Raw genomic sequence first — 22,080 nt, 5'->3', positions numbered from 1 at the left:
CCTGCAACGGGCAGCTCTACAGTCTCCATCGAGATCAACCGACGCAAGAGGCTCTTATGAACACACGTGACGTGGTTTTCCCTGCTGGGCGACAAGCACTTTATGAGCAGAACCGTTACTCGCCGGCCGTTCGATCCAATGGAATGCTGTTCGTATCGGGCCAGGTCGGCAGCCGCGAGGACGGATCGCCGGAACCCGAACTTGAAGCTCAGGTAAGACTCGCCTTTGAGAACCTGAACGCGGTGCTCAAGGCTGCCAGTTGCACGTTTGACGATGTGGTTGACGTGACCGTCTTTATGGTCGACCCACAGGCCATTTTCGAGCGAGTCTGGAGCGTTGTGCCGGAATATTGGGGCAGCGCGCCGCACCCTACCGTGACGGCCGTTGGCGTGACCTGGCTTTATGGGTTTCAGTTCGAAATCAAGGTGATCGCGAAGCTGCCCGAGTCATCTACCCACTGACGTCAGCCTTCAGACAGGCGCAAGCCGCCATCGCTAACGGTGCTCCTGCCCGACAGGCTACCGAGTCATCAGCCCCTGAACCCTGGTGGTAAGCGTGTCGATAGCGAACGGCTTCGTCAGCACCTGCATCCCTGGCCCAAGCGTTTGATACCCAAGGGCTGCGCTCTCTGCGTAACCGGTGATGAACAAAGTTTTCAGATCGGCACGGACTTCCCGGCCCGCATCGGCCATCTGCCGTCCATTCATGCCGCCGGGCAAGCCGACGTCGGTGATGAGCAGATCGATGTTGACGTCCGATTGCAGCACCTTGAGGCCGCCGATGCTGTCGGCCGCTTCAATCAGCGTATAGCCAAGTTCGCCCAGTACATCCATGAGAAACAAGCGCACGGTGGGTTCGTCATCGACAATCAGAATGGTCCCCCTGGCTTCGCCGAGGACACTATCAGTGCACGCCGGGGCAACTAGGGGCTCGGTCACGTCGCCTCTATAGCGCGGCAGGAACAGCGACACCCGGGTACCGCGCCCGACCTCTGAATCAATACGAACCTGACCACCAGACTGATTGGCGAAGCCATAGATCATCGACAGTCCCAGGCCTGTACCCTGACCGATCGGCTTGGTCGTGAAAAAGGGTTCGAAGGCCTTGGTAATCACTGCAGGCGTCATGCCCGTTCCGGTGTCGGTAACGCTCAATGACAGATATTGGCCTTCAGGAACATTGTAGGCACGGGCCGATTCGCCCTCGAGCCATCTGTTGGCCGTCTCGATGGTGATCCGTCCGCCGTCCGGCATGGCATCGCGTGAATTGAGGCACAGGTTGAGGATGGCACTCTCAAGCTGGCTGGCGTCGACGGACGCCGACCACAGGTCATCTGCACTGACAGTGTTGACCTGGATGCCAGGGCCGACCGTGCGCTGAATCAGCTCTGTCATGCCCTCCACCAGCAGATTTGCGTCGATCGGCCGTGGATCGAGCGTCTGCCTCCGTGAAAACGCCAGAAGCCGGTGGGTCACACTGGCTGCGCGTTTTGCAGCGCCCTGGGCGGTCGCCAGGTATCGGTCGATATCGTCCAGACGGCCTTGGGACAAACGCAGGCTCATCAGCTCCAATGCACCCGAGATACCCGCGAGCAGGTTGTTGAAGTCATGGGCGAGCCCGCCAGTGAGCTGTCCGACTGCTTCCATCTTCTGCGCCTGTCGCAGCTTGTCTTCAGCCTGCATCAGTGCTGCAGTCCGGTCGGCCACACGTTGTTCCAACGTGTCATTGAGCGTTCTCAGTGCTGCGGTTGCCCGGTCGCGCTCTGCCTCGATCGACCGCTTGTGCTCGACATCGATCAGAACGCCCGGGAAATTTTGAGGGGTACCGTCCAGGGCATGATCGACACGTCCATTCGCCTCTATCCAGTAGTACCTGCCGTCAGCACGCCGTACCCGGTATTGGTGGGCATAGGCACCGCCGCGGGAAATTGCTTCCGCAATGGCAGCCTGCAGTCCTTCCCGGTCCTCGGCGTGCACAGTGGCGATGACCTGCGCAAGGCTCAGACCTTCACGACCTAAAGCCGGGTCGAGGCCGAAGGCACGGGCAAAGCCTTCATCGACCGTGAACCGGTCGTTCGGCAGATGCCAGTTCCAGGTGCCGATGATCGCGCCCGCCGCCAGGGCAAGCTGAACGCGCTGAATGTTTTCTCGCGCCAGCGCTTCACTGATGCGCAGACGCTCTTCGGCAGCTCGCCTTTGCGTGACATCGCTGAATAGAATCGCGATCTGGCGCTCGGCGGGGTCTCCGACCCGAACCGCCCTGACATCGAACCAACGCTCGAATGCTTCCGCATAATTCTCGAAACTGGCCGGTTCACCGGTTTTGGCAACATGGCCGTAGGTTTCAAACCAGAACTGCTCCAGCTCCGGGGCGAATTCAGTAACCCATTTGCCTCTCAGATCGACGCCAGCCTGCCGTTCGAAGGCTGGGTTGGCCTCCACGAACATGTAATCCACGGGCTGATCATTGGCATCGAATTTGACCTGAACAATCGCGAACGCTGCTTCGATCGTTTCCAGAATGGTCCTGAAACGCTCCTCACTCTGACGTAACGCTATTTCCACGGCGCGCAGGCGCGTCAGATCAAGCATCGCCCCAATCATGCGAACCGCCCGACCTGCAGCGTTGCGAATGACCTGGCCGCGGTCGATTACCTCGGCGTATGTGCCGTCCTGACGTAGAAAGCGGTACTCATCTGTCCATGTGGCCCCGTTTCCATCGATAACGGCGTAGATCGATGAATGAATCCGTGTGCGGTCGTCGGGGTGGATGCGGCCGATCCACCACTCTGCCGCATTGTCGACGTCCGCTAGCGAGTAGCCATACGCCTGTTCCAACGCTTCGTTCCAAAGCACTTGGTTGCTGCTCAGATCCCAATCCCAGATGGCGTCATTGGTAGCTTCTGCAGCCAGGCGATAGCGCTGTTGGGATTCCTCGATAGCACGGCCCGCCAGTTGTTCGCTGGTTCGGTCCTGGAGCACTTTCATGTAGCCGATGTGGCTTCGATCATCGGCATACAGCGGCGACATTGCCTCCGACATCCAGTACTGCTGACCATCCTTGTGCAGATGCCAACGTTCATGGGTCATGCGACCCTGGTGGAGGGCATCGTCCATTTCCTGTTTGGCCCGATGCGTGGCTCGATCGGCGGCCGTAAAGATACGTTCGATGCTCTGGCCGATCATTTCTTCCGCGCGCCACCCCATCACCCGCTCGGCGCCCGCATTCCAGTCGGTAACGACACCGGCCGGGTCGGTCAGGATAATCGCCAGCTCGTCGAGGTTGTGGAACACCGCAAGTCGGCGTGCGTCGGTACTGACACGCGCGCCCGAACTGGTAGCAGTTTCCCCGGCAGGTCCCTGCACATGCGCCGGACCGTCCGCGCTTGTCGCCTGAGTCATCATTCCGGCAGCCGGCTGCGGGAGATCGGGGCACGTCTGCTGCTCAGCATTGGTTCCTGCCTGCTTTATCTCTGCCTCAAGCGCCTCTCGGGTATGGTCTTTCAAGCGATACCTTTCTCTCTGATGACGGCGGCGGCCAATCTCCGCGACCTGCTGGCTAGATGACCTGTTGGCCTTATTCAGCCTTCATACGACACAAGCACAATCACCCCGGCTTTGGCGGAGCGAGCCCAAATGGACGTCAGGCCGCACGACAACCTGATTGCATCCACCGCCATTACACCGAACGCGTTCACACCCTCAGCTGGGAATCGTGCCCCAGCTGAGGTGTGTGCTTCAGGTCGCGCCGAGAGTAAACGGCTCCGCTGCCAGGAGCTGACGTTTGAGTTGCACCAAACAAACGCCTGCTCCGTTCAAACCAACCTGCAACACCTTGCCGCCCAAGCAGTGCAGAAACTTTTATTCTGCGAGCACGTTGTCGACAAGCGCCTTGGCCTCGTCCTGAATGCGCTTGAGGTGAGCGTCGCCCTCGAAACTCTCCGCATAGATTTTGTAGACGTCCTCGGTACCGGACGGCCGCGCGGCAAACCAGCCGTTGTCGGTTACCACCTTGAGGCCGCCAATGGCGGCGCCGTTGCCTGGAGCTTCGGTAAGGATCTGGGTAATTGGCTGACCCGCCAGTTCGCCCGCCGTGACCTGAGACGCCGAGAGCTTGCCGAGTTTGGCCTTCTGCTCACGGTTGGCAGGAGCATCGATACGCTGATAGACCGGAGCGCCGAAACGTTCGGTCAGCGCCTGATAGCGCTCGCCTGGGTCCTTGCCGGTCACTGCGGTGATCTCTGCCGCCAGCAGGCCGAGGATCAGGCCATCCTTGTCCGTTGACCAGGCGCCACCCTGCTTGCGCAGGAAAGACGCGCCAGCGGATTCTTCACCACCGAAGCCCAGGCTGCCGTCCATCAAACCGTCGACGAACCACTTGAAGCCCACCGGCACCTCGACGACCTTGCGGTCGATGCCTTTGGCGACGCGGTCGATCATCGAAGACGACACCAACGTCTTGCCGATGCCGGCAGTGGCGCTCCACTCGGGGCGATGGGTGAACAGGTATTCGATGGCAACCGACAGGTAGTGATTGGGGTTCAACAGACCCACCGAGCGCGCGACGATACCGTGGCGGTCGTGGTCGGTGTCGCAGGCAAAGGAGACGTCGAAGCGGTCCTTGTTCTCGATCAGACCAGCCATGGCATGCGGTGAACTGCAGTCCATACGGATCTTGCCGTCCCAGTCCAGGCGCATGAAGCGGAAGGTGGGATCCACGCGGGTCGAGAGCACTTCAAGCGGCAGGCTGTAGCGCTCGGCAATGCGCGTCCAGTAGTGCACACCAGCCCCGCCCAGCGGATCGACGCCAAACTTCAGCCCGGAATTACGGATCGCTTCGAGATCGATCACCTGCTCCAGGCCGCTTACATAGCTGTCGATGAAATCGAAGCGCTGAGTAGTGGGCGCCTTGAGCGCCTGGGCGTAATCCATTCGCTGGACGCCCTTGAGCCCGGCGACCAGCAGCGCATTGGCACGCTCCTGGATCCACTTGGTCACGCCGGTATCGGCCGGGCCGCCGTTGGTGGGGTTGTATTTGAAGCCGCCGTCAGCGGGCGGATTGTGCGACGGCGTGATGACAATGCCGTCAGCCAGGCCGCTGCTGCGACCGACGTTGTACTCGAGAATGGCGTTGGAAATAGCAGGCGTCGGCGTATAGCCCGGCTCGCCATTGGTTTCGCTGCAGCCGGCGTCGATGCGCGTCTCGACGCCATTGGCGGCCAGTACTTCCAGCGCGGAGACGAATGCCGGCTCGGACAACGCATGGGTGTCCATGCCCACGAAGATCGGGCCATTTATGCCCTGCTCCCGGCGATAGTCACAGATCGCCTGGGTGGTCGCCAGGATGTGCCACTCGTTGAAGCTCGCCTTCAGCGAGGAGCCGCGATGCCCGGAGGTGCCGAAAGAAACCTGCTGCGCTGGATCGGACGGATCTGGTCGCTCGCTGTAGTAGCGCGAGATCAGGCGCGGAATGTTGGTTAGCGAATGTTCTTCCGGGAGGCGTCCTGCGTTGAGGTCGATGCTCATCTATCGTTCCTTTGAAGGGTAAGTAGGTCGCCTCAGGCAACAGCGCCGCACGGGAGGCAATCGAAAACCACGACCGGTGGTGGTCATTGTCTAGGCGCTTCGACCCTCATAGATCCGGCTTTGGTTCCCCAGCCGTCGCGATGAAAGTGCAAGCGTCCCGTCGGCGCATGATAGTTGCCTTTGCGAACCAGGCGTAGCGCGCTAAACGCAGCCGCGAGAAAGCGCCTTACATCAGCAGGCTGCTCCATGCCGAGACAAGCAGCAGCAGCGCCATGGCCTGATTGAAACGCCGCAGCGACGCTCTGGAGCGCAGCAGTTTGGCCGCCCCACGGCCGAGCGCGGCCCACCCGATCAGGCAAGGCATCGCTATGCCAAGAAAGACGAGCGCGTAGACCGCGTATCCTGCCAGACCTGCGTCAGCGCCCGCGAATACGCTGACTACCGCAAGTGCCATCATCCACGTCTTCGGGTTTATCAGCTGCAAAGCCGCCCCGCCCCATGCCCCGATGCGTATGCCTGCCGAGTCTGTGTCCAAGGGCTCATCGGCGCTGCGCCAGAGTTTCCAGGCCAACAGCGTGATCCAGCCAACGCCCAACCAGGCCATCGCATGTTGCACAGCTGGTAGCCGCATCAGAACTTCGCCCAACCCCAGGCCGACCAGCATGACGATCAGCGCGGCGCTTAGGCAGGCGCCCGTCAGCAGAGGGAGAGCGGCGCGCCAACCGAAACGGGCGCTGCTGCTGAGCACGAGCATGTTGGTGGGCCCAGGGGTGATCGAAGCGACAAAGGTGAAGAGTACAAACGGAAGAAGCTGGTTCATCGCTGCACCCTGACAACGGTTCGGGTGGCGATAAATGAATGTAAATCGGCGGAAGGCATGGGCAGGTCTCCAGTTTCGGTCCTGCCACTTTGTGTCTGTTCGATTCAGCAGTCTGGAAGGTTTGAGCAGCTTTTTCGATACGCCGCTGGACTAAGCCCGTAAGTGCGTCGAAACCACCGTCCGAGGTGGCTCTGGTCCGCGAAGCCCAGCTCCATAGCGACGTTAGCGGGTGCCAAACCCTGCCGCAGCAGCTTGCGAGCGGCGCTTAGCCGGAGCTGAACGAGATAGGCGTGGGGTGCCAGTCCGAAGGAAGCCTTGAACGCACGGGTCAAGCGGAAGCGGTCTACCCCGGCTACGGCTGCAAGCTCGTCGAGGCCGATGTCCTGGTCAAGATGGGCATGGAGGTAGTCCCTGGTCCTGACCGCAACTGCCGGCAGCGGCGCGGAAGTCTCCAGACGCTTGCGCCAGTGCATCCGCCTCGACAGCACATCCAGCAGACCGTCGAGTGCGGCATGGCGCACGATGCGTATCTCGTTGAGGTGAACGGCCTGAAATGCGTAGGCGATGTGCTTCACCAGGCCCGGCTCATCGGCAAGGGTTTCCTTGAAACTGGGCAGGCAATCGCTCGGTGCGTCTTCGAACAGCCCGCGCAGCTGGGCCTCCAGCCAATGGGGCTGCAGGTAGAAGGTCGAGTAGGTGAAGCCGCCGGGAGTCGGCGCACGGCCATCGTGGATCTCGCCCGGCTCCAGCAGAAACGCCTGACCTACAATGCTGCTGTGCAGGGCCCTACGGCAGTGGAACTGCTGAACGCCTTGCTCCGTGAAGCCGATGAGGTAGCTGTCATGCCAATGCGGATCGTAGGCATGGCCTTCGAAATGCGCGCGGATGGTCTCGATGCCTGTTTCGGCATCCAACTTCAGGTCGATCCAGCTGCTGTCATTCATGTCGCCCCCGGCTTCTGGCCACCGCGTATCCAACGGAGATTATCGACTCGCGGAGGAGCAGGCGAGCTAGAACGTTTGTGCAGCGATAGGAATCGTGCCTCGCGCCATCGGTCGGAATCTGCCGACCAGCACAGCGGCAAGACGGGCTTCAGCCGATACAGACCGTGCAAGCGTTCTCAGCGCAACTCACTCGAGCCCGGCCATATCGATGATACGTCCCATCGCAACTAGCATCCCCAACGAAGCCGCGGGCTACACCGCCATGACCCGCCGGGCGTCGATCGGCTTTATCTATGTGGTCGCTGCGCTTTTCATCACCGTCGCCCTGGCGCTGGTCTATCTGTGCATGGAGTTGGACGAACAACAGGTACAGCACAGCGAAACAGACGCAGCCAAGGCAATGGAGAGCCGGCGAGACAAGATCGGCACCGCGCTGGCCGACTACGCTTTCTGGAACGACGCCTACAAGCATATGAGCGACGAAGTGGATGTAGGCTGGGCGTTCGAAGGCGATAACATCGGCCCGTCGCTGTTTTCGAAGTACGGCCTGGACGGCGTTTTCGTTCTGGGTCCCGACGCATCGACCCGCTATGCCATCGTCGATGGCGAGTTGAGCGACGTCGAAGCGCACGACTGGATAGCCGGCGACCTGCCCGCGCTGTTGGCCAGCGCCCGCAGCCGGTCTGCCGAAGACGGTGTCACGCAGGTCTACTTTTCAGTCACAGGAATGCCGGCGGTTGTGTCAGCCGCTGTGATACGGCCAGACAGCTCTTACGACGATTTCGACAACCTGTCCTATCTCGTCTATGTCGACGTGCTGACCGGCCCAAAACTGAAAGTGATGGACGAAGCGTTCGACCTGATCGGCCTCACCGCTACCGTCGGCACCGTTCCCGACGGCTCGAGACCCATGCTGACGCTGCAAGAAAGCATCGGCATGGCGACCACTTTGCAATGGCAAAGCGAGGCGCTGGGCAGGTCGGTGCTGGAGACATTCCTGCCGATGTGGTCGCTGCTCGGAACACTGGTCGCCATGCTGATGTTCTGGCTGCGTCGGCGCGTTATCCATGCAGCGGATATGATCGATACCTCTCAGCAAGCGTTACGGGTCAGCGAGCAGCGCTTCAAGAATATTTCGGAGGCGTCCTCGGATTGGATCTGGGAAACCGATTCAGAACAGCGGCTGACGTTTCTGTCCGAGCGTTTCACGCAGGTCACGGGGCTAGCCTGCCACGCCTGGATAGGGCGTCCGCTCACCGAGTTGCTGGCGTACGACAAACAGCTGATGGCAGCCATTGCCGAAGGCGGCGTCGCTGCCGGTCGCAGACCCATTCCATGTGAAATGCGCGACGACCACCAGAGCCCACGCTATTGCCAGCTCTCCGCCCGCGCCGTGCGGGTTGCAGAACAGTTGCAGGGTTATCAGGGCACTGTCTGCGACATCACCGAGGAAATCGAAGCCAAAGCGCACATCGAGCACATCAGCCAGCACGATGCCCTAACGGGACTGGCCAATCGTCACCGTCTGAACAATTTTCTCAACACCCGCTTGAGCGAAGGCCTGAGTGGTGACCACCCCGTGTTTCTTCTCGCTCTGGATCTGGACCGCTTCAAGCCTGTCAACGACACCTTTGGTCACGCTGCGGGCGATGTGGTGCTTCGCGAAGTGGCCAAAGCGCTCACCGGCGGCACACGGGAGACAGACCTGGTAGCAAGGCTTGGCGGCGACGAGTTCATCGTTGTGGCCACCGACTGCCGCACCCAGGAGCAGGCAGAGCGCCTATGCCTGCGGCTGATCGAGCAGATCAACCAACCTATACGAATCGGAACCAACGACGTCAGCGTAGGCGCCAGCATCGGTATCGTTTCGGCGCCCTTCGACGGGCTGACCGCGGAGGACCTGCTGCGCTATGCCGACATCGCGCTGTACGAAGCCAAGTCCAGCGGCCGTAACCTGTTCCGGTTTTACGAGCCGGCGATGAACGAGCGCATCATGGAGCGTCGCCAACTCGAAATGGACATGCGGCAGGCGTTGCGCCGCCATGAGTTCCGCCTCGATTTCCAGCCGCGCTACGATGCGTCTTCGCAAACCATCGTCGGTGCCGAGGCCCTCGTGCGCTGGCAGCATCCAATCCGCGACCTGCTCAGCCCGGCCTGTTTCATACCCTTGGCCGAGGAAACCGGCTTGATAGTGGAGCTCAGCGACTGGGTGCTGCGTGAAGCCTGCCTTAACGCCCTAAGCTGGGGCGACGAGCTGATGGTTTCGGTGAACCTGTCTCCGGTTGAGTTTCAGCGCAGTGATCTAGTCGACCGTATCGCAACCGTTCTCAAGAGCACGGGCATTGCGCCGCAGCGCCTTGAGCTGGAAATCACCGAAAGCGTCATGCTCGAAGATGCCGCCTCGGCGCTGACGACCATGAACGCGCTCAAGGCGCTGGGAACTCGCCTGTCCATGGATGACTTTGGCACTGGCTATTCGTCCCTGAGCTACCTTCGCAGCTATCCGTTCGACGGCATCAAGATCGACCGCAGCTTCATCTCCGGACTTGACCAGTCACAAAGCAGCGAAGCAATCGTCCACGCCATTGTCAGCATGGGTCACGCCCTCTCGCTGACCGTTACCGCCGAAGGTATCGAGACAGTTGCACAGCTTGGAAAGCTGACCGAGCTTGCGTGTGACCAGGCGCAGGGCTTCTATCTCGGTCGCCCCATGTCACCGCTGCTGTTCCAGCAGGTCCTGGCGGATGCGCGGGTGGAGCATGTCGTCGAGGTCGGCGGGTGCTAAACGGCGATCAAGCCAGCAGGCACTGGCCAGTGCCTGCGCCTGCCCGTTGCGTGCGTGCGTCTTCAAACAGCGCCCGATGCAGCCTGCGCTTCAAAGGCGGCTGAAACCGTATCTGCCAGATGCTCGAGCGTGAAAGGTTTGGTCATCATGCTCATCCCCACGCCGAGAAACTCGGATCGAATCGCCGCGTTTTCCGCGTAGCCACTGATAAACAGGACGGGCAGATCTGGCCGTTTCTGCTGGATGATTTCTGCCAGCTGGCGACCGTTCAGGCCAGGCAACCCGACGTCGGTTATCAACAAGTCCAACGCCTGCAAGCCCTCGAGCAGACTCAACGCCTGCTGACCGTCTTCAGCGAGGTGGACTTGATAGCCAAAGTCTCCCAGCGCCGCGGCTAGCAGCAGGCGTACCGAATCATCGTCCTCGACCACCAGGATCGTCTGCCTTTTACCGCAGGTAAAATCCACGGGTGCGACGGTCGATGCCTTCTCGACAGCAGACGTCTGCGCCAGTGGTATATACAAGGTGATCGACGTACCGGCGCCCTCCTCGCTGGTTACCGAGACGAACCCGCTGCTCTGCTGGACGAATCCGTAAACCATGGAAAGGCCCAGCCCAGTACCTTGTCCCAAAGGTTTGGTCGTGAAGAACGGTTCGAAAATTTTCCCCAGCACAGACTCAGGGATACCAACCCCGGTGTCCGATACCCTGATGCTGACATAGCAGCCCTTGTTACCACCCAGACGAATCGCGTCTGCCTCGTCGACATCAGCTCGGCTGGTCACAATCGCCAGCGTGCCCCCGTCGGGCATGGCATCACGCGCATTGATGCAGAGGTTCAACAAGGCGTTTTCAAGCTGATTGGGGTCGACCAATGCCAGTCCAGCATTGTCGTCAAGCTGAAGCTCAAGCTTGATTCGCTCCGTCATGGTCCGTTTGAGCAAATCACCTAACGACAGGATCAGTGGGTTCACCGACGTAGCGCGGGCTTCCAGCGACTGTCGGCGGGAGAACGCCAATAAACGCTGGGTCAGGGCCGCCGCTCGGCTGGCGGACGTGTGAGCGGCCGTCATGTAGCGATCCAGATCGCCGTATTGCTGCCGACCAATACGAAGGCGCATCAGGTCCAGCGCGCCGATCACACCGGTCAGCATGTTGTTAAAGTCATGAGCGATGCCACCCGTGAGCTGACCCACCGCGTCCATCTTCATGGATTGACGGAGCTGCTCTTCGGTTCGGGCGCGCTCCTGGCTCTCCTGCGTCAGCTTTTCCAATGCCTCTTCCAGCGCACAGGTGCGTGCCTTTACCTGGTACTCGAGATCATCGTTGAAACGGCGCAGCATCTCTTCGTTCTGCTTTTCAGCGTTTATGTCGATGACCACCAGAGCGGCGCCTTTGATCTTCCGCTGGCTGTCATACAACGGCACGGCATTGACGCGCGTCCACAGCTCGGGCCCTTCGTCTGGGTAGTAGCGGAAATCCGCTCCTTCCACCGTTTCTCCGCGCAGCGCACGGGCGCCGGCGAACCGATTGCGCGGTATCAGTTGACCCTCGCTGTCCAGCCCCACCCACCGTTCGGCATGCTGAGTGTCGGCAGATGGGATTCTGCGATTGGGCACATACCGCTCGTAGGTGGGATTGCTGAGTACGGTGGTCCCGTTCACGTCGATCAGGCATATGCCAACCGGAAGATGTTCGACCAGCCTCTCTAGCGTCGCCTGCTGCTCAGCAAGTTCGACAAGGCGGTTTGCAATTTCGAACTGACGGAGCCGTGAGCGCCAAGCCATCGCCACAGTACTCAGCAGAGCTGCCGGTGTTACCGGTTGCTCAAGAATCACCAGGTCCGTTAACCATGCAGGCAACCGCTCCTTGATCGCGGTGAAGTCGTCGCGTGATTCACTCCGGATGTCGGAAATCAGGATAAACGGGATATCCGCTTTGTCGCTTGGCTCCGCGATGGCGCCGCCGCTCGCCATCGCCGATGCAAGGAACCGGTCGGTGGCGATCACCGCACCTACACGGTGATCCAGCTGTTGAAAAAAACTGTCGCTGGAGCAGAAAGCGATCTCATAGCCCTCTTCGTCCAGTAGCTGGATCAGGTGAGAGAAATCGACGCCGCAGCCAGTGCCAATCAATAGCCGCCTGGCCTCGGATGAAATGTCAGCAGTCACGTCGGTGCTTTCCGGTAGTTAGGAACAGGTGAGGTTGCCCTTCGCGTCCGTTTAGCACTCAAACGTCTGCATAGAAGAAGCCACTACGTAAGCGCCCTATAGTCTGAAGGGGCTGCTGTGCTGGACAGCAGTGCGCCAGTCAGCCGCCGCTCTAATGTAGTGGTGTAGGCAAATGGTACAGAGCCGACCGTGCGGGCAGAAGCCACCGTGCATCTGATTCCTACAAGAAACGAGTGCAGCGCGGGCAGTAACGGCGTAAAGCTCAACTCGCCCGGCGATCGATGATGTAGTCCCCCAGCTTGGTCAGCGGCATGGGCTGGGCGAACAGATAGCCCTGCGCCTCGTCGCATGACGACCGCATCAACTGACGCAGCATATCGGCATCCTCCACACCTTCGGCCACAACGCGCATGCCAAGCGAGTGACACATTTCGGTCACTGCCTTGATGAAGTCGAGACAGTTGTCGGCCTTGCTCGAGGGGCAGAGAAATGTCCTGTCGAGCTTCACGACATCAATAGGGTACTGGCGCAAATAGGCGATTCCGGCGTATCCGGTGCCAAAGTCATCGATGGCAAGCCGCACGCCGATGGCCCCAAGGTTTCTCAGCAGCTGATGAGACGTGTCGGTGTCTTCGATAAGCCCGGACTCGGTCAGCTCCAGTTCAAGACGGTGCGTATCCAACCCGGCCGCACTTAATGCTCCACTGACTTCGCTGCACAATGTCGGCGATTTGAGCTGCACCGGTGACACGTTGACCGATAACATCAACTCGGTACCGATGCGCTCGGTCAACTGCTGAATGTCTTTGCACGCCTGCTGCAGCACCCAGTTACCAATCTTGCAGATGAGGCCCGTGGCCTCAGCGATGGGAATGAACACTGCCGGTGAAACCAGTCCCTTGCTTGGGTGGTTCCAACGGATCAGCGCTTCCACACCGCACGGGGTGTCGTCGTCCAGGCAGATGCGCGGCTGGTAATGCAGCACGAACTCGTTTCGTTCCAGCGCTTCGCGCAAATCGAGCTCCAGCGCCATGCGGTTCTTCGTCTCGATGCTCATCTCGGCGGAGAAGAACTGCATCCCGGTGCCGCCGGCATCCTTGGCGCGATACATGGCGATATCGGCGTGCTGTAGCAGTTCGTCGATGGTGGTGTCAGGGTTTGGATACAGACACATGCCCATCGATGCCGAGGGGTAGTAACGGGTGCCGAGTACATCGCAGGGCACCTGGATCGCACGCAGCAGGTCGGTCGCCAGCCGCTCGGCCGAGCGCACGCCGTCAGGTAAATGGGCCACCACCACAAATTCGTCCCCGCCCAGGCGCGCCACCAAATCACCGGATGGCAGCGCCTCACGCAGGCGATGGGCAATCTGCACCAACAGCACGTCGCCGTAGCCATGCCCCATCGAGTCGTTCACTTCCTTGAAGCGATCCAGGTCGATCAGCATGATCATCAGCTGCTGGTTTTCCGGGATGAAATTGACCAATTCGCGCAAGTGATCGTTGAGGTAGGTTCGGTTGGGAAGTCCCGTCAAGGAGTCATGCGTGGCCATGTGGTGCAGCCGGTGCTCGACCTGCTTGCGGTCGGTGATGTCGGTCAGCCCGCCTGACCATTCCTTCATAATTCCGCGGTCATCGAAGATGGGCACGGCATGACCGGACATATGCCGATACTCGCCGTCCGCCCGACGAATGCGGTACTCCGCGCGCTTGTTGGTATAGACCGAACGCATTTCTTCCATGACGGATTCAAGCTCGGCGCGATCTTCTGGATGCACGGCCTCAAGCCAGCCCTTGCCCCGCGACTGCTCAAACGTCTGGCCTGTGAATTCAATCCAGTCAGGCTGTGGCTCGACGATGTCCACCAGCGGGCTGGTCGACCAGACCAGACTGTTAGTGGCCCTGACCAGCCCCCTGAAGCGGCGCTCGTTGGCTGCCATTTTTCGCTCAACCTTGACTCGCGCCCGGTTGGCTCGATCTCGCTGCACCACCAATGCCGCCGTGTTGGCCAGGAGGGTGATGCCTTCCTGCTCCAAAGACGATGGCGCTGCACAGACAGTGCTGTAACAGGCGATGGTGCCCATCACCTCGCCGCCGTCGGAAAGCACGGGTGTCGACCAGCAGGCACGCAGGCCATTTTCGAGCGCCTTGTCCCGGTGCGTGGCCCAGTACGGATCGCTACCGATATCCACGGCAACACTTGGCTTGCCGGTGCTTACCGCCAAGCTGCAACTCGATTCATTGGAACCGGCATCCATTTCATCTACCGCTGCGACAAAATCCGCTGGGAGGCTGGAGGCTTCAACGAATCGCAGCTTGCCGTCCTCATCCAGGCGCATGATCGCTGCACGAATGGTTCCAGCCGACTGCTTTTGCGCCGAGCGGGTAAGTTCAACCAGCACCTCCGTCAAAGGTGCACCGGCCACCGCCAGCTCGAGTGAGCGCATCTGCCCTTCGGCAATCGCCTCGGAGCGGCGGCAGTCAGTCACGTCCTGGCTGATGAAGTGCAGCGCGCGTAGTTCGGGATGGGCAGTGGAGCGACCAGACACGCTGACCATCTGCACGCCGCTGTCGCCCACCAGAACACGGCATTCGAAGCGCACCTCATTACCGGTCGAAAGGGCGATGGCGACATGCTCGGCAACCGGATCGCGGTCGTCGGGATGGATATGTTCAAGAAATTCGGTGAGCGAGGTGCTGCCTAACGAACAGGCATCGAGCGCATGGGTAACGGCTTCGACCGTCGCCTGGGTATCGCTCAGCGAATCGTCCAGTTCGACGTACCACTCCAGCAATCCAGCCGATTGCAGCGTGAAAGCAAGCCGGGATTGCAGATCTGGTTGGGCCATGCAGATTATCCAATGGAGTGTATGGCGGGCTTCAGGTTGGACCCACAGAGTCGGTTACCGTTCTGAGGCGAATCCATATGCGCGGCATTGCATTGCCTTCCACCTTGACTAGGGTAGCCCGAGAGCCCGGCATGCCCCGGAAAAAGCCTTCTGTAGCCGACGTTCGGCGCGGCAGGCAGACGCTCTATCTCGTCGATTCACCAAGCCGGGGCCGGACGTCCCTGCTCCGCCAGCACTTCCCGCACACAGCGGCGAAACAGCTGCTGCACCGGCAGCTGTCGGGCGCTGTGTCGGCCAACCAAGACCAGCTCCCGGTGAAAGGTCGCGCCCCCCAGACGCAGGACGCGAACGGTCGGCTGACGCTCGAGCCATAAGCCGGCCTCTGGCACCAGCGCGACGCCTAAACCACAGGCGACCATCTTGACGATGGCGTCCAGCTCATCGAGTTCCAGGCCTGGGCGTACATCCAGGTGATGTTTGCGCAAGAACTGACTCACCTGCCGACCGCCAAAAGAGCTGCGGTCGTAACGCACGAAAGGCTGCTCGACGAGCAGTTTCAGCGGGTCATCACCGGCTACGTCGAGCGGCGTGATCAGCACGAACGGCTCGCGTTGAATCAGCTCGGCATGCAGTTCCTTGGGCAGGGCGAACGGCGGTCGGATCATGATGGCCAGGTCGATCTCGCCAGCATCGACCTGCGACAGCAGATTCAGCGAAACGCCGGGAATCAGCTTTGGCGCGACACCCGGCGCTTGTTCCAGCAAGCGAAGCAGCACTGACGGTAACAGTCCGGTCTGTACGGTCCCGATCGCGCCGATGCGCAGTTCGCCCCGGTAGTCTTCGAGAGAGTCCGGCTGCCCCATCAGACTGAACGTCTCCAGGATCTGCTCGGCCATCGGCACGGCGCGCAGCCCGGCCGGGTTGAGATAAGCCGAGCGGCCCGTTCGATCAAACAAACGCAGGCCCAGCGCCGTTTCGAGATTCTTGATCTGAGCGCTGACAGCGGATTGAGTCAGGCCGACCTTGTTGCCTGCAGCAGCAAAACTGCCGCAGCGGGCGACTGCGAGAAAAGTTCTCAGTTCACGGATCATAAAGACCTAGATTGATCGAAATATTCGAGGCTCGACATGAACGATATCCGCTGTTGACGGGTGCGACAAATCGGCAAGATGGCACTCAAGGCCCCACAACAGAAGGAAGCCCTGATGAGCCTCTCCCCTTTTCACCTTGCGATTCCCGTCTACGACTTGCCCGCCGCGCGCCGCTTTTACGGTGAAGTCTTCGGCCTGGCCGAAGGACGATCGTCCGAGCACTGGGTCGACTTCGATTTCTACGGCCATCAACTGGTCATTCACGAGCACCCGCGCACTGCTACGCAGGAAGCCGCACACACCAACGCGGTAGACGGTCACGACGTCCCGGTCCCGCATTTCGGCATCGTGCTCATCTGGCCCGAGTGGGAAGCCTTGGCAGAGCGCCTGCGCGCCCGCGGCACTCAGTTCGTGATCGAACCCTATGTGCGTTTTCAAGGCCAGGTAGGCGAACAGGCCACCATGTTCCTCTTCGACCCCTGCGGCAATGCCCTGGAATTCAAAGCCTTCAAGGACATGAGCCAGCTGTTTGCCAAATGACGTTAATGGTCTGGCTGATTGAGCATCGTCGGCTACGCCGAGCAACTATTAATGGACGGCCTTGAACCGCTGGACCTTCCGCTTTCGGGCTGACGCCCCTGTGCTTGATCAGAGGCATGCAGCAGATCACGTTGAAGCCTCGCGGCGGATTGCTTACTGATGCTCAAACCCCGCTGCGAGCGAGTGCCGGTGCAACGCCGGCCGGAACGCACTCGTGCTGGTCTGTGGGTGTGGTTGGACTCCAACGACTAAGCGGGCTTCCGCATCTGATTCCGAGACGGCGTCCGCCAGAGCGTCATCCGTTCGCTGCAGGCTGCTGTCTCCCCGCACGCCTTCGTTCTGCTCGTGTACGCCCCGACGGTTATGCGATCACCTACACCGGGAATGGTGGCAGCGACAAAGGCATTCAGCAGATAAGAGCTGCGTGACGGACAAACTTTTCGCGCGCTCGGGGCTAAACAAAACCCTCGATCAACCGATAACCCGTCATGCCAAGCGAAGGCTGAACAGCTCACAGCTGTAAGCCTCGCGCGGTGCTACCTCGCGGATTTCGTCCTGATGCGTATTGATCGCTTCAGCCCGAAATGCGCAACCACCACCCTGCAGACGGAAGCCATTACCGTGCAACTCATCGATAACCGAGCGCTGATCAACGATGCCTTGAGCCAGTCTGCGGAACTGACGGGGGGGCGTTTCGATCATCGCTATTGGTTGAGCAAGGTGGCGGATGTAAAGCTGCTGATCATCTCCAAGCCGGAAGTGCTTTTCGATCTTTCGGTCAAGGTCTACATCCCCTTACCAGCCGGGCAGCACACGCCGCTGACCTATGGCGATGGCTGGTTCAACTGGCACTTTCTCGGCAGCAAGAGCGCGGTTGTCACCATTGCTCGCGAGATTCTGGCGATCGCGATGCGCAACCGGAAATCTCACTCTCCGGTGCTGCAGGCCTGGTTGACCCAGCTGGTGGCGTTCAAGCACAGCGACCATACGATCGCCGTACTTGAACCCGAGCAACAACAGGACTCGGTAGGCGGTTAGACGCTCTCACCAGCGCCCAGCGCAGCCTCTTCGTAATCGAGTTCACGTAGCAGCGTCTGCAGCATCTGCTCGTCGATCTCGTGCCGCTTTCTCATCCGGTACATTTCCTTGCGCTGCACAGCAATGGCGTTGAGGCGGATATCGCGCTCCAGCGCCATGGTTTCACGTGCCTGATTCGCCCGGCCGTGATGATCCATCAGGGCCTCGATGTCGTGCCGGTAGGATTCGGTAACCCGCGCCGTGACTTCACTGCGCAGCAGCATCTCGTCCGGGTTCTCGACCGGGTTGGCCTGTTTCCAGTTCTCCAGCCAGCTGACCGCCGCCTGAGCGGCGATTCGGCGGGCTTTTTTCAACTCTTCCCGATGTTCTTCGAAGTCGTTGTTGGGTAACTGCTTGAGGAAATAGGGAATACCCAGCGCCCCGATCAGCAGGGACAGGATGATCACCGCCGCGGCGAGGAAGATCATCAGATCCCGGCCGGGAAACGGCGTGTCGCCAATCATCAATGGGATCGAGAGCACACCGGCCAGGGTGATCGCGCCGCGCACGCCAGCCACCGCGCTGAGTGCCGAGAACAAGCCAAGGGGCTTGGGCTGAACCGTCTTGCCTAGCAGGCGGCGCACCCGGGCCTCGCCCCAGTGATAGGCAAACACGAACCCGAAGCGCACTACCAGCAGCAGCGCCATGATCGCCAGCGCACTGAACACCAGCATCGGCATGCTGTAGGTCTCGTGCCCGGCCGCTTGCCAGACACGCTCAACGATCCGCGGGAACTGCAGACCCAGCAACAGGAACACCAGTCCGTTGAAGCTGAAATCGAGCATTTCCCAGATGCTACGGTTGAGGATGCGGGTGCTGGTTTTGACCGGCAGCATGTCGATGCGGCTCTGCACCATGCCTGCTGCCACTGCCGAAAGAATGCCGGACATGCCGGCATGCTCAGCCAGGAAGAACGCAGCGAACGGCAGCAGCAGGATCATCACCACGTAGGTCGACGGATCGAACAGGTCCCGCGCGGTCATCCACTGCTTGGCCTTGCCCACCGACCAGCTCAGTCCTGCTCCGATTGCCAGCCCGCCCAGCGCAATAACGAAGAACTCTCCGGTGACGTTCAATAGAGAGAACGAACCGGTGATGGCCGCAGCCAAGGCGAACTTGAACGAGACCAGGCCTGTGGCGTCGTTCATCATCGCCTCACCTTCCAGCTGGTGAGACATATGCCGTGGCAGCCGGCCCTGGGCGATGGCGATCACCGCCAGCGCATCGGTTGGCGAAAGGATCGCGGCCAGGGCGAAACTGGCGCCCAGCGGGATGGCCGGCAACAACCAGTGAATGAAATAGCCCACCACCACGAGAATGATCAGCACCAGCACCAGCGCCATGGCGGTCATTTCCGGACCGTGCTCGGTAAATTCGCGCTTGGGTATCTTCCAGCCGTCGTAGAACAACAGCGGGGGAATGAACAGCAGCATGAAGATCTCGGGCCGCAGTTCCACGCCCATACCAAACGGCGGGAGCGCCAGCACGCTGCCCATGATGATCTGCATGATCGGCAGTGGTAGCGGAACGACATTGGCCAGGATGCGACTTGCGCCGACTGCGAGCAGCAGCAGGAAGATGAGGTAAAGCGTTTCCATGGGGCGGGCTGATCTCTACAAAAAATAGGCGGGGGCATGCGGCCTGTGCGCGCACGCGACGAAAGTATAGTCGGGAGGTTTTGGAATAGCCGGTTCGCGGATCAGATCCGCTTGGACTAACTGGCGACAACCGCGACGCTTCGCGTGCTACAAGCACAGACGTCATCGCTCAGGCGCCCCGTCACGCCTGAACGCAGCTTTTCTGCGACTCTCCCCGCACCGCCTGTCGAAAAAGTCCGAGTAGCCATACAGAGTGTCCAGACGGGACGACATTGCGCCTGTCCATGTCCTGCAACCTGGACAGACGAGATCGTCAGAGAGCACCGCGTTCAGCCTGCTGCTCGACGCGCTAGAGCGGTCCGCAGGTGATCTGGTGACCGGTCATCGGCCTCGTCCTCCACCCACGTATGACTGGCACAGCTTTGGCTCAACCTCCAGGCCCGGTTGCAGCGCTGTCTTCTCGGGTATCCACCTTGTGGCGTCAGCTGCAAGGCATGACAACAAGAAGAAGGAAACGCCAGATGAAAGCACCCCATGCACCCCGCTTTCGCTACGCCACATCCCAGCGGCTGCGGCTGACGATCCCGGCCTTACTCGCGCTGGCAGCGGCCGAACCGACGCTCGCTGCCAGTTGCGCTGAGTTGGGCGGTGCCCGGATTCCTGCCGCTGCGATAGCTCTGCCGACCTCTGGTGCGAGAGTCACCGCTGCGACGTTGGTGCCAGGCGGTGGCAGCGCACCGCAAACCTTTGGCCCATATTGCGACCTGAGCGTGGAGATCGCGCCGATTGACCGGAGCGCACCCAACATCAGGATGCGCATCGTTCTGCCTGAACAATGGAACAGCAAAGCGATGATGTATGGCGGTGGCGGCTATAACGGCACCGTGCCAAACGTGGCCGGCAATGTTCCGGCCGGCCCGGTCGACCAGCCGACGCCGCTGGGCCGGGGCTATGCGGTGTTCGCCAGCGACTCTGGCCACGTGGCCAATCCCCTCAACCCCGGCGACTTCGCCTGGAACGAAGAGGCCTTGGCCAACTACGGTCACGATGCCTTGAAGAAAACCCGTGATACGGCGATGTACCTGATCGAGCAACGCTACGGCCAGCCTCCGGTGCGCAGCTACTTCGCCGGCGGTTCCACCGGCGGCCGAGAGGCGCTTGCGGTGGTGCAGCAGTGGCCAACGGATTTTCACGGCGCGATCGTGCTCTACCCGGCCTACAACGCCGCCGCACTCGATCTGCAATTTGGCCGCATTACCCGCGCGCTAGCCTCGCTGGGCGCCTACCCCAGCCTGGAAAAGCGCTCTGCCCTGCTGGAAGCCTCGATGCAGGCCTGCGACGGGCTTGATGGCGTGCGCGACAGGGTGATCAGCAACCAGGCGGCATGTAACGCCCAGTTCGATCCAGCAATCGCCAAGCTCAACGGCCGCCCCTTGCGCTGCCCCGATGGCGCTGACACGGGTCGCAACTGCTTGTCCGATGCGCAGATCAGTGCGCTCAAGGTGTTCGATACGCCGATCCGTTTCAGCCAGCCCCTGGCCAGTGGCGAACGCGGCTACCCCGGCTTCAATACCTGGGGCACCGATCTGGGTCGGCCTGGCGAAGGCCTGCAAGCGATCGTCAACCGGCTTGGCCTCAATACCCTGCAGCCCGACTATCCGATGCCGGTACACGGCACAGGCTTTACCGAGGGCGCGCCCTACCACTCCGGGTTCTGGGATGAGTGGGTGCGCTATTTCGTGACCCGCAATCCGGCATTCAATTCGTTGACCCTTGACCCCGCCAACCTTGGCCCGTGGCAAGCGCGAGTCGATGCGCTGTCGTTGCGTCAGGACGTCAACCAGACTGATCTGTCGGCATTCGTTGCCAATGGCGGCAAGATTCTGATGGCTCACGGCACTTCGGATCAGCTGGTCAGCACCCGCGCCACGGCTGAGTACTACCGGCGCGTACAACAGGACATGGGCGTCGGGCAGACACGTCGGTTCATGCGCTACTACGAGATCCCTGGCTACGCCCATGCGGCCAGCACGGTGTTCAACGCCGCCTGGGACTCGCTGTCAGCGCTGGAGAACTGGGTCGAGCTGGGCGTGGCACCCAAGCGCCAGGTCGTCACTGACACCGTCGCCGTCCCCGGTCGCACTCGCCCACTTTGTGAATACCCAGGCTGGCCGAAGTACAAGCGACGCGGCGATGTAAACGACGCCTCCAGCTTTGTATGCGTGAAGAGCCATCAAGGCCGGCACTGAAGCCGCCGCCGCATTCATGCTGCTCAGGATGAATGCGGCGCTTCATAGCCTCCCCGACAAGCGTCCAGCGGACTGAACACTTCCTGGCTCCTGCCCTGAACATGTCCGCACCATTGGACATCCGATCCGTCGCCGCTGCCTCAGATCCTCGGCGCAGCAACTGCACATCCTGCTCCGATGACGCTCTGCGCACGCTGTTCCGGGATTTGTTAGCGCGCCCTGCCAGAGCTGGCACGGCATTCGCTGAGGCCAACCCAATAACAACAAGAGGAAAGACCATGCAAGACCACCGCAAGACCACCCGAAGCCTCCTTTGCCTAGGCGTTGCGTTAGGCACTGCCGGCACCGCCAACGCCGCATTTCTCGATGACAGCAAGGCCACCGTCGAGCTGCGTAACTTCTACATGAACCGTGATTTCCGTCAGTCCGGCT

General features: G+C 60.7%; 14 protein-coding genes. 6 read left to right on the top strand and 8 right to left on the bottom strand.

What is annotated here, in order from left to right; genetic code table 11:
* Positions 1-56 precede the first annotated feature (56 nt).
* On the top strand, positions 57-461 hold the full coding sequence (locus tag ACSSNI_RS21585; RefSeq protein ID WP_200639574.1) for a RidA family protein: 405 nt from the start codon (positions 57-59) through the stop codon (positions 459-461).
* A 57-nt stretch (positions 462-518) separates the two neighbouring features.
* On the opposite strand, the gene ACSSNI_RS21580 is transcribed toward ACSSNI_RS21585, so the two are convergent.
* From ACSSNI_RS21580 to ACSSNI_RS21565, 4 genes are all read right to left on the bottom strand, one after another.
* Complete coding sequence (locus ACSSNI_RS21580) at positions 519-3,401, bottom strand: PAS domain-containing hybrid sensor histidine kinase/response regulator (protein ID WP_200639788.1); 2,883 nt, start codon at positions 3,399-3,401, stop codon at positions 519-521.
* A 459-nt stretch (positions 3,402-3,860) separates the two neighbouring features.
* Positions 3,861-5,525, bottom strand: coding sequence for a phosphoglucomutase (alpha-D-glucose-1,6-bisphosphate-dependent) (pgm, locus tag ACSSNI_RS21575; protein ID WP_200639573.1), 1,665 nt, complete (start codon positions 5,523-5,525; stop codon positions 3,861-3,863).
* Positions 5,526-5,751: 226 nt separating this feature from the next.
* Positions 5,752-6,345, bottom strand: coding sequence for a LysE family translocator (locus ACSSNI_RS21570; RefSeq protein WP_200639572.1), 594 nt, complete (start codon positions 6,343-6,345; stop codon positions 5,752-5,754).
* A 104-nt stretch (positions 6,346-6,449) separates the two neighbouring features.
* Positions 6,450-7,289: an AraC family transcriptional regulator gene (locus ACSSNI_RS21565; protein ID WP_200639571.1), complete on the bottom strand. Its 840-nt coding sequence runs from the start codon at positions 7,287-7,289 to the stop codon at positions 6,450-6,452.
* Between the two features lie 208 nt (positions 7,290-7,497).
* Between ACSSNI_RS21565 and ACSSNI_RS21560 the strand changes: the two genes are divergently transcribed.
* Positions 7,498-10,074, top strand: coding sequence for a bifunctional diguanylate cyclase/phosphodiesterase (locus ACSSNI_RS21560; protein ID WP_200639570.1), 2,577 nt, complete (start codon positions 7,498-7,500; stop codon positions 10,072-10,074).
* 62 nt (positions 10,075-10,136) lie between these two features.
* On the opposite strand, the gene ACSSNI_RS21555 is transcribed toward ACSSNI_RS21560, so the two are convergent.
* The 3 genes from ACSSNI_RS21555 to ACSSNI_RS21545 form a co-directional block, all read right to left on the bottom strand.
* Complete coding sequence (locus tag ACSSNI_RS21555) at positions 10,137-12,245, bottom strand: ATP-binding protein (protein WP_448260243.1); 2,109 nt, start codon at positions 12,243-12,245, stop codon at positions 10,137-10,139.
* 262 nt (positions 12,246-12,507) lie between these two features.
* Positions 12,508-15,093, bottom strand: a complete 2,586-nt coding sequence (locus ACSSNI_RS21550; RefSeq protein ID WP_448260241.1) for a bifunctional diguanylate cyclase/phosphodiesterase — start codon at positions 15,091-15,093, stop codon at positions 12,508-12,510.
* A gap of 197 nt (positions 15,094-15,290) precedes the next feature.
* Complete coding sequence (locus ACSSNI_RS21545) at positions 15,291-16,184, bottom strand: LysR family transcriptional regulator (RefSeq protein ID WP_200639567.1); 894 nt, start codon at positions 16,182-16,184, stop codon at positions 15,291-15,293.
* Positions 16,185-16,298: 114 nt separating this feature from the next.
* On the opposite strand from ACSSNI_RS21545, the gene ACSSNI_RS21540 reads away from it, so the two are divergent.
* Together ACSSNI_RS21540 and ACSSNI_RS21535 are read left to right on the top strand one after the other, a co-directional pair.
* Positions 16,299-16,724, top strand: coding sequence for a VOC family protein (locus tag ACSSNI_RS21540; protein ID WP_200639566.1), 426 nt, complete (start codon positions 16,299-16,301; stop codon positions 16,722-16,724).
* A 558-nt stretch (positions 16,725-17,282) separates the two neighbouring features.
* Positions 17,283-17,762 carry a hypothetical protein gene (locus tag ACSSNI_RS21535; protein ID WP_234484568.1) on the top strand — a complete coding sequence of 160 codons (480 nt, stop codon included), beginning with the start codon at positions 17,283-17,285 and terminating at the stop codon, positions 17,760-17,762.
* On the opposite strand, the gene ACSSNI_RS21530 is transcribed toward ACSSNI_RS21535, so the two are convergent.
* Complete coding sequence (locus ACSSNI_RS21530) at positions 17,759-19,399, bottom strand: Na+/H+ antiporter (protein ID WP_102835066.1); 1,641 nt, start codon at positions 19,397-19,399, stop codon at positions 17,759-17,761. The genes ACSSNI_RS21535 and ACSSNI_RS21530 overlap by 4 nt on opposite strands.
* 521 nt (positions 19,400-19,920) lie before the next feature.
* Between ACSSNI_RS21530 and ACSSNI_RS21525 the strand changes: the two genes are divergently transcribed.
* Both ACSSNI_RS21525 and ACSSNI_RS21520 read left to right on the top strand, forming a co-directional pair.
* On the top strand, positions 19,921-21,648 hold the full coding sequence (locus ACSSNI_RS21525) for a tannase/feruloyl esterase family alpha/beta hydrolase (RefSeq protein ID WP_234484567.1): 1,728 nt from the start codon (positions 19,921-19,923) through the stop codon (positions 21,646-21,648).
* 278 nt (positions 21,649-21,926) lie between these two features.
* Positions 21,927-22,080, top strand: a 154-nt coding sequence (locus ACSSNI_RS21520; RefSeq protein WP_448260252.1) for an OprD family outer membrane porin, incomplete at its 3' end; no start/stop codon positions are given.

It is taken from the genome of Stutzerimonas tianxiuensis (assembly GCF_053470365.1).
The sequence above is the reverse complement of the archived record's forward strand: the minus strand, read 5'-3'. Positions and strand labels throughout refer to the sequence as shown.